General features: G+C 39.9%; 9 protein-coding genes and 1 pseudogene. 6 read left to right on the forward strand and 4 right to left on the reverse strand.

What is annotated here, in order from left to right:
- Positions 1 to 502 precede the first annotated feature (502 nt).
- The 5 genes from ACEW80_RS16745 (at position 503) to ACEW80_RS16765 (ending at position 5928) form a co-directional block, all read left to right on the forward strand.
- On the forward strand, positions 503 to 1060 hold the full coding sequence (locus ACEW80_RS16745) for a GAF domain-containing protein (RefSeq protein WP_373527683.1): 558 nt from the start codon (positions 503 to 505) through the stop codon (positions 1058 to 1060).
- Between the two features lie 26 nt (positions 1061 to 1086).
- On the forward strand, positions 1087 to 1476 hold the full coding sequence (locus tag ACEW80_RS16750; protein WP_373527676.1) for a VOC family protein: 390 nt from the start codon (positions 1087 to 1089) through the stop codon (positions 1474 to 1476).
- 230 nt (positions 1477 to 1706) lie between these two features.
- Positions 1707 to 3461, forward strand: coding sequence for a DUF262 domain-containing protein (locus ACEW80_RS16755; RefSeq protein ID WP_373527677.1), 1755 nt, complete (start codon positions 1707 to 1709; stop codon positions 3459 to 3461).
- A gap of 61 nt (positions 3462 to 3522) precedes the next feature.
- The gene (locus ACEW80_RS16760) at positions 3523 to 4716 is read left to right on the forward strand and encodes a class I SAM-dependent methyltransferase (RefSeq protein WP_373527678.1); all 1194 of its coding nucleotides are present in this window, start codon (positions 3523 to 3525) and stop codon (positions 4714 to 4716) included.
- Between the two features lie 333 nt (positions 4717 to 5049).
- Positions 5050 to 5928 carry an NAD(P)-dependent oxidoreductase gene (locus ACEW80_RS16765; RefSeq protein WP_373527679.1) on the forward strand — a complete coding sequence of 293 codons (879 nt, stop codon included), beginning with the start codon at positions 5050 to 5052 and terminating at the stop codon, positions 5926 to 5928.
- 341 nt (positions 5929 to 6269) lie between these two features.
- On the opposite strand, the pseudogene ACEW80_RS16770 reads toward ACEW80_RS16765, so the two are convergent.
- Positions 6270 to 6581, reverse strand: a pseudogene (locus tag ACEW80_RS16770) (hybrid sensor histidine kinase/response regulator); the annotation flags it as partial.
- Between the two features lie 259 nt (positions 6582 to 6840).
- Between ACEW80_RS16770 and ACEW80_RS16775 the strand changes: the two are divergent.
- On the forward strand, positions 6841 to 7038 hold the full coding sequence (locus ACEW80_RS16775; RefSeq protein WP_373527684.1) for a hypothetical protein: 198 nt from the start codon (positions 6841 to 6843) through the stop codon (positions 7036 to 7038).
- A gap of 174 nt (positions 7039 to 7212) precedes the next feature.
- Here the strand turns inward: ACEW80_RS16775 and ACEW80_RS16780 are convergent, their stop codons facing one another.
- The 3 genes from ACEW80_RS16780 to ACEW80_RS16790 form a co-directional block, all read right to left on the reverse strand.
- Positions 7213 to 7857 (reverse strand): TetR/AcrR family transcriptional regulator, encoded by a 645-nt coding sequence (locus ACEW80_RS16780; protein WP_373527680.1) that lies wholly within the window; start codon positions 7855 to 7857, stop codon positions 7213 to 7215.
- Positions 7858 to 8099: 242 nt separating this feature from the next.
- The gene (locus ACEW80_RS16785; protein WP_373527681.1) at positions 8100 to 8594 is read right to left on the reverse strand and encodes a GNAT family N-acetyltransferase; all 495 of its coding nucleotides are present in this window, start codon (positions 8592 to 8594) and stop codon (positions 8100 to 8102) included.
- A gap of 66 nt (positions 8595 to 8660) precedes the next feature.
- Entirely contained in the window at positions 8661 to 8942 is a 282-nt protein-coding gene (locus ACEW80_RS16790; RefSeq protein WP_373527682.1) for a Tn3 family transposase, read from the reverse strand.
- Positions 8943 to 8963 lie beyond the last annotated feature (21 nt).

The following is an 8963-nucleotide window of genomic DNA, read 5'->3' on the forward strand; positions in this document are numbered from 1 at the left end:
GACATTTCGACAAGCTCAATGACCGCTCCTGCGGTAATAAAGCGCATTCAGAATTAATTAATTTTTGATCTAGGGCATGGTAAAATATGACTGTCACACAGGTAGAATAACCGCGAGCATCGAATGGATAACCAACCCCAAAACGACTGGCTAGGAAAAAATAATGGATAGTGGGTAGCGAAAATACTCGCGTTTAACATAGCCTTGATGCCAACGCGCATTCAAACCAGTAAACCTAAAATTTTGAGGAAATTAAACGTATCGTGGGGCACACGAGAACGAGAGAATTTATTCTCTAACGCTTAGGGAGATGAAGCCCACTGGGGTCAGCTAAATTAAACTAGAAGTTTTGTTTTATAAACGGGTTCCCGGTTTAAGTATTGCCGAAAGGATAGATGATTTTAAGGCGCGTCTATGAACTAAGAATCTCAGTCGCTTCTCCCAAGGGGAGACGCAAGCGCGAACAGCGCTGAGAGTGTCAATTAGTCGTAATTTTAGAACCGTGCAAATTCATCCTCACTCAGAATTTCACCAGAGCAGCGATGCCTACGGCGGGCTACGCCTACGCCGTGAACAGGGTTTGCAACTATTGCTTGATCGCCTTGTCAGAACAATGCAGCGCGATGAGTTAGTCCGGCAAACAACGAATCAACTCAGAGAATTGCTTCAGGTTGATCGGGTGCTGTTGTATTATTTTTATGGACGGTGGCAAGGACAGGTGACTTTTGAATCTTTGAGTTCTAAAGAATTCTCAATACTTGGTTCCACTGGCCCAGATGATTGTTTTAACGACGAGTATGCTGCTTTATACTTAGCAGGACGGGTAAAGGCGATCGCTGATATTCAATTAGAGCCAATCCAGCCTTGTCACCGAGATTTTCTCAGCAATATGCAGGTTCGCGCCAACCTAGTTGTACCAATTTTAATACCTAGAGGATTATGGGGATTGCTAGCGGCACATCACTGCCAAGGAACTCATGATTGGTCGCCATCAGATATAGAAATGATGCAAGCAGGGGCGCAAACTCTAGCAACAGCCCCTTACATACTAGAAAGTTAAAATAATTCCTAATAAGGATAAAAACTGTGAAATTTGGTTACACGGTTATCTGGGTAGACGATGTAGTTAAAACGGTTGAGTTTTACGAAAAAGCATTTGGTTTAGTTCGTCGCACTCTCCAGGATAGGGGGCAATTTATCTGGGCGGAAATCGAAACCGGAAATACCACATTAGCTTTTTCCTCCAGTAGCGAAGCACAGAAGTTATTTCCTGGCGGCTTCCATCCCAACGATTCCACACAACCACCAGCATTAATCCAGATATCATTTATCACTCCTGATGTTGGCAGCGCTTATATGAGAGCGATCGGAGCAGGTGCAAAAGCATTAGATGCTCCTAAAAATCAGCCTTGGGGACAAACGATTGCTCGTGTCCGCGATCCTAATGGTGTTCTGGTGTCGTTGGTGAGTGGCTAGTAGCAAATTGTCTTTTAGGTTGGACGCGATTAATTGGGGTGGCGATCGCTTGGGCAAAAATCAATACCTAATTTTCTTAGAGAGTAAAGCTTCTTCTCAAAAGTTAATGTATATAACTTGACATATAAACCTTGTCTAAGTTAGCTTCTCACTGATGAAACGCTTTATACAACAACTACGGCACAATCATTAGTTAGCTGCTAATACAAAAAAGGAATGAGGTAAAAGATATGTCCAGTGGATTTGCAACCCCCATTACCATTAAAGATGCTATTGACCACATCGTTGCTCGAACTTATTTGCTGCCAGCAATTCAAAGAAAATTCGTTTGGAGTAGCGACCAAATAGAAGTGCTTTTTGACAGTATAATGAGAGGCTACCCAATCAACTCATTTATGTTTTGGGAAGTTAAAGAAAGTGAAATCAAAAACGAATTCAAGTTTTACCAGTTTCTAACTGAATATCGTCAATTCTTTAAGGAAGATAATCCTCACATTGATACAAAAGGTTATAACGACTTCTATGCAGTTATTGACGGACAACAACGACTGACAAGTATTTATATTGGGCTTAAAGGCTCTTATGCTTACAAGTTACCCAGAAAGCATTGGATAGATACAGAAGAAGCTATGCCAACAAGACATCTGTATCTAAACCTTTCCAACCCTTTGTCAGAAGAAAATGAAAGACAGATGGTTTATGATTTTCAGTTTCTCACCAAAGATAAGCATGAAAGAAAGTTATCTGATAAAAATTCAATATGGTATCGTGTAAATGATATTTTAAAGTTTAACAACCGAGATGAAATTGATAACTATATTGACAGCCAAGGTTGGCTAACAAAAGATTTTACAAAACAGACTATAAGAAAACTTTACGAAGTAGTTTTTAATGAGAAGTTGATAAACTACTACCTTGAAAAAACTCAGAAAATAGATACCGTATTAGATATTTTTATTCGGACTAATAGCGGAGGCGAACCTCTCAGTTTTTCTGACCTCCTGATGTCAATTACAACTGCAAATTGGAAGTTGAATGCAAGAGAGGAAATACATGATGTTGTAAAGAAGGTTTTTGAAATTAGCAATGCGGGTTTTTTAATCAGCCAAGATTTTGTTTTAAAAACTTGCTTATTTCTATTCAACGAGAATATTAAATTTCAAGTAAAGAATTTTGACCAAAGCAGTGTTGCTATATTTGAACAAAATTGGGACAGAATCAAGAAAACTATAACTGAAAGCTTCATATTACTTTCAAAGTTAGGTTTTAATAATCAAAATTTAAAAGCCAAAAATGCTGTAATACCAATTATATACTACATATATCATAGAGAAATTGAAGCCGATATTAACAGCCCTATTAATTACAAGGATGACAAAGAATTAATCAAAAAATGGCTTTGCTTGTCGTTGTTGAAAAGTGTTTTTAGTGGACAATCAGACACAGTGCTTTCAGGTTTACGTAAAGCCATTAAATCAGAATTAGCCGACACATCAAAGCAACTATGTTTTCCGCTTGAAAGAATTAAAAATAATTTTAAAGGTGATCCGGCAAAAAACCTCTCGTTTGATGATGACTTAATTGAAGTGTTATTCACAACACAAAAAGATGCCCCTGACTGTTTCGCTATTTTATCATTAATTTATTCTCACCTGAAATTTGACGGTGAGTACTATCACAAAGACCACTTGCATCCTGCAAGTTATTTTAAAGGCATAAAACGAGAAGATTTTAAGACAGATGAGGATTTTAGTTTTTATTCAGACCCTTCAAACTGGAACGGAATTGCAAATCTTCAACTTCTTAACGAAACTGAAAATCGATCAAAAGGTACAACTCCGCTTAAGGATTGGGTAACTAAATACAACATTGACAAAGCAAACAAATTCATACCTGACGGAAGCCTTGATATATCAGACTTCAAAGTATTTATAGCAAAGCGAAAAGAATTGCTAAAAACCCGGCTAAAAAATATGGTGATATGATTCACTGGTAACAATTTTATTTTCTGGCTTTTGCCTTCTCTACTTCCCAATCTCAAATTTTATGGATTCAAATCCAGCATTGTGTGCAGCGATCGCAAATCAGATTACCACTAATCCTCAACAACGAATTACTTTCGCTGAATTCATGGATATGGTATTATACCACCCTGAGCATGGCTACTATTCCAGTGATGCAGTCAAAATTGGCTTTAAAGGTGGTGATTTTTTTACCTCGCCAAACCTCTGTGCTGATTTTGGCGAGTTACTAGCAGAACAATTTTTGCAAATGTGGGAGATTTTAAGGCGACCTGTACCCTTTTCTCTGGTAGAAATGGGAGCAGGTCAAGGACTGCTGGCGTTGCATATCCTTAAATATTATCAACTGCGCTACCCTGATTTTTTGACTGCGCTGGAGTACATCATTATTGAAAAGTCCCCAACTTTAAGACAAGAACAGCAGCAACGCTTGCAAGATTTGCCCGTGCGTTGGTGCAATCTAGAGGATATACCACCGAATGCGATCGCTGGCTGTTTTTTTTCTAACGAGTTAGTAGATGCCTTTCCAGTGCATCAATTCATTCTAGAGAAAGGAGAACTGCGAGAAATTTATGTGACAGCACATAGACATGAGGAAGAGACTAATACCCCATACCCCATCCCATTATTTGCGGAAGTCACAGGGGAACTTTCAACGCCTCAACTAGCCCAATATTTGGATTTAGTAGAAATCGACTTTGCTCAGAGTGCATATCCAGATGGCTATCGCAGTGAAATCAATTTGGCTGCTCTAGACTGGTTGAGTATAGTAGCAGACCGCTTGCAGCGAGGCTATGTGTTAACAATTGATTATGGCTACCCTGCCAGTCGTTACTACAATCCCAGGCGATCGCAAGGAACACTACAGTGCTATTATCATCATCGGTTCCATGACAACCCCTATATTAATATTGGAAGGCAAGATATCACTGCTCATGTTGACTTTACGGCTTTAGAACGCTGGGGAAAGAAGTGCAATTTAAAGAATGTTGGTTTTATCCAGCAAGGATTATTTTTGATGGCGTTGGGTTTAGGCGAACGCATTGCTGCCCTTTGTGATCAACAGCAACCCCTCTCGCAGTTACTACAGCGACGGGACGCACTACACCAGCTTTTAGATCCCACAGGACTAGGTGGTTTTGGAGTTCTAGTTCAGAGCAAAGGTCTGGATAAGACAGAAATTTCTCAATCACTAAAAGGATTGACCGTGCCAGAGTAAACGTAAATTCGAAAAGTTAAAATTCTCTTTAAGAATGTACTATCAGTCTTATTTAGACTAGGATAACAGTGATTACTGTCAAGCTAAACACATTACAGAAGTAATAATTATGACTGCTCATGACTTGATAATGTTAGTAACACTACTTACCCCTGGTATTTTACTTTCAGTTTTGATAATGGTGACTTTTGCCGCCGGTGGTTGATCGCCAGATACAGAAGTTAATAGTCAGTAAACAGTATTCAGAGATCACTGTTTACTGTTATTAAAATTAAACGATAAAAACGCGATGTCTGTCTTGAAAAGTGACGCTGTACCAAAGGAACGTGAAAAATGAAGGTGGCATTTCTGGGAACTGGACTGATGGGACTACCAATGGCTCAAAGGTTATTAGCCGCAGATATAGAGCTAGTTGCCTACAATCGCACACCAGGAAAATTAGCACCATTACAAGCAGCTGGGGCTGAAATTGTCACACATCCCCGCCACGCCATTCGTGCTGCTGAGTGCATAATCCTCATGCTCACTAATGCCTCAGCCATCTATAACGTGTTACTTTCAGATACTGCTTGGCAAACTCTGGAAGGGCGCACTATCATCCAAATGGGAACAATCACTGCCACAGAAAGCAAAGAAATTATGGATGCAGTTATTGCAGGTGGTGGTGAGTATTTAGAAGCACCCGTATTAGGGAGTATCCCGGAAGCAAAAGCTGGCAAGTTGAATGTTATGGTAGGTGCCGAGCCAGAACAATATGAACGCCACTTGAGCTTACTCCAAAATTTTGGCGCAGAACCTTTACTTATAGGGCCTGTGGGATCTGCGGCAGCGCTTAAATTGGCACTAAATCAGCTAATAGCTTCGCTAACAACTAGCTTTGCCCTGAGTCTGGCTTTTATCCAGCGTCAGGGTGTCGATGTGGATGTGTTTATGCAAATACTGCGTGACAGTTCACTTTATGCACCTACCTTTGACAAAAAGCTACAAAGAATGTTGGATAGCAATTATGCTAATCCCAATTTCCCCACAAAACACTTGCTGAAAGATACAGAATTGTTTATCTCAGAAGCGAAATCTTTGAGTTTGGATCTCAGCAGTATTAAAGGTGTTCGGCAAATCTTGCAAACAGCCGTAAAAATGTCATTTGCTGATGATGATTACTCATCACTATTTTCTGTAATTAAAGAATGGGGAGAAGCGATCGGAGAATAAAGAGTTTAATGTTAATTTTGCTTCGGAGTTTAAATCTGTAGTGTGTGATTCATTGGTGGCAATAGAGTAAATCGTTATCAGTATGAAAGTTACAGTCTCGACTAAGTGCAGAATTTCGCAAGTTCGTAGCAAATCCTCTTAAAAAACTTTGCGCTCCTCTGCGCTTTCCAGCCTGCGGCAAGCCGCAAAAGCGTCTACAGCGTTCCTTTGCGTTTAAAAACGCTACGAATTAATGCAAAGCTGTACTAAGTTAATCCTAAGTCTGAGCCAGAATTGGTAAGGTAATGAAAAATTCAGTTTCCTTGCCGAGCGTAGAATTTACCACGAGTGAACCGTTGTGTTGAGAAAGTCCGTAAACTAGTGCTGATGTTTTTCAGGCGATCGCACGCCATCACCATTGAATCAATTACTTTGGGTAAATCTTCTAAACTATAATCCAGGTCGATTGACTCTGCATGATCAATTATTTCCTCGCTCGGTGATGGTACTGCTTCTTGATATAGCTTCAAGTGTTCAAAAATCTCAGCAATCGTAGGTTTCGCTTGTTTGAGACTTGCAGAAATAAAGCCCAAAGGATTATTCATTTCATGAGCTACCCCAGTAACTAAATTACCATTCATTATCTCACCACTAAGTCTTGACAATTTCTGACTTTAGTGTTCCCAAATAAAGGAGTTATATAATCGTATGACGGGTAAATTAGGAATTATCCTTGGTGCTTCATCGGGAATTAAGAAGCAACAGCGATCGCCTTGGCGCAAAAGGGGTAACAGTAGTAATCGCTGATCGTCTTCAAACACTGACAGAACAATGAAATCCTCATCCGAATAACTGGACAAGAACATTACAGCAGTTTAGTTCAAAGCGATCGCTTTCGTTGCCAATCGCCAACATCCCAGATACGCTCATCAGATAACATTAACAACCACTGTTGATAGTATTGCCACCGCATCTGGAAAATTGGGTTCCTGCGCTGAATATCTGATGAAAACTGTCGATGGATTGATGGCAGAAGGCATTAGAGATCGAAAATTGCTCTTGTTACGTAAACAAGTGCTGGCAAAACAACAAGAGCTTTTAGTTAATAGCGATCGCTCTACTTCAGAATGACTGCTATGAATCTTATCTAACAAACTAGCCATGATTAAAAAAACATATTTAAAAAAATTATGAATAATTCGCAATTGCTTATTTTTAATCTCTGCAAGAGGATGAAACTCTATATCATTATAAGTATTTACTTGAAAATGATGATCAGGATGTACGATCATGTGCTGTGATTTTCTAATCTAGCTCATGGGTTGCAGCTGCATTGACAACTGAGAGGGGAGTGGTACTAATACCGCGCACAAAAATATCTACACAGGTTTCGATATAGTCCTCACAGCTATAGCTGCCTTGATTGAATTTTGCACTGCGGCATAACATTCCAGCTAACAGCATTCCTGTAAACATATCGACTGCTGGAAATGGCTCAATGTCTGCTCTAACGATGCCTCGTCTCTGACTCGATTGCAGGTAAGCGACTAGTTTTTCCCCTAAGGGCTTGGCAGCTTCTTGAATCACTTGTCTGGCTGCCTCAGGATGACGTTTAGCTTCTCCAATGAAGGTACGAATTAAGTCTTCCTGTGCCTCTAGCATAGTATTATAAAGATGGGCATAATGTCTTAAATCAATTTTTAGATCCTGAGTCCATGCTTCGGGGTGTGCAAGGGCTTCTGTCTGGAGTACCGAGGCATTTTTGATTACTGCTCCCAGAAGTTGTTCTTTGCTAGCAAAGTGGCGAAATAAAGTCACCTCATTCACACCAGCAACACGAGCTATTTCACGGGTAGTTGCTCCTTGAACACCTAAACTGGCAAATACCTGTGAGGCGGCTTCTATCAAACGTGTACGGGTGAGAGTTGATGAACGGATAGTTTTATTCATTTATGCTGGCAAGTACTTACTTACATCATAGGTTATGTAGAAAAAGTTATTGCAACTTAGGAAAAAGGTAATTATTAAAGTTAGTAATCAATTAGTAGATTTTGTTGCGTTAGCGTAGCTCACCGTACCACTTCCCTACGGGACGCTACACGAACGTGGAAGCAAGCTACGCGTAGCGTCTCGTAGAGAAGGTATCGCTATCTTAGTAGTTATGAGTATGGCAGATGTATTTGGAGATTTTTTTAATTGCAAGTCCCTAATGTTTTACTCATCTTGATAACTGGAACAACTACCCCATTTCTTAAATAGTGAGGTGATTTTTGGATGGCAGTAAATCCCAGTCGCAAATAAAAACCTTCAGCATAAAGGCTAGCGGTTGTAATTACTTTATTTACACCTTGATCAGTTGCTTCATCGCAAAAATGTTCAACTAGAACACGTCCGATCCCTTTACCTTGATATTTGGGATGCACATATAGGCCGATGAGTTCATCAACAATGAAACTAGCAAAACCGATAACAACATTTTGCTCGATCGCAACCCAGAAAGTTTCCACTTTCATACTCTTCAATATATTTAAACCATCAGGTTTGTCGCGGTAATTACGCCAAGCTAAAAGTTCTTCTTGGGTATAGAAAGTTGCAGGCAGAGCTTTGATAGCGGCAATATGAATTGCACTCAGCACCCACGCATCTGTTTCTTGAGCAAGTCGAAGAGATATTTCATTAACGCTCATAGGTTCAGAGCTAGCATTCAGGTTATATGTCTGTTTAACTTTCTGGTATAAGGATATCAGCTTTGGTTATTTTCGTAACAACACCGCACTTGAAATCTTGCCAGTTTTAATCGACAGCACAACCAGTAAAATATCTTGCCAATGGGTTTGAATTTTATACCAATCAATCACATCTTTGAACAAAGAATCAATATGCTTGTAAACCGTTTCTGTACGGATGCTTATTTCATCCCAATAAAGGGCAATGCCGTCCTGCGCCCGATGAAAAGGCGCGGCATCCGTGGTATTAACAACGGTAGAAGCCCTGCTTGCCGATAATACGATAGATGCCCGAATTGCGGGAAACAAGAACGTGCCTTTTTACCATAA

It is taken from the genome of Nostoc sp. (genome assembly GCF_041747015.1).
Lineage (GTDB): Bacteria > Cyanobacteriota > Cyanobacteriia > Cyanobacteriales > Nostocaceae > Nostoc.

Bases quoted from the DNA above. Each gene is read 5' to 3' on its own strand.
- ACEW80_RS16765 (WP_373527679.1), top strand. From the start codon at position 5,050: ATGAAGGTGGCATTTCTGGGAACTGGACTGATGGGACTACCAATGGCT.
- ACEW80_RS16785 (WP_373527681.1), bottom strand. From the start codon at position 8,594: ATGAGCGTTAATGAAATATCTCTTCGACTTGCTCAAGAAACAGATGCG.
- ACEW80_RS16780 (WP_373527680.1), bottom strand. From the start codon at position 7,857: ATGAATAAAACTATCCGTTCATCAACTCTCACCCGTACACGTTTGATA.
- ACEW80_RS16755 (WP_373527677.1), top strand. From the start codon at position 1,707: ATGTCCAGTGGATTTGCAACCCCCATTACCATTAAAGATGCTATTGAC.
- ACEW80_RS16760 (WP_373527678.1), top strand. From the start codon at position 3,523: ATGGATTCAAATCCAGCATTGTGTGCAGCGATCGCAAATCAGATTACC.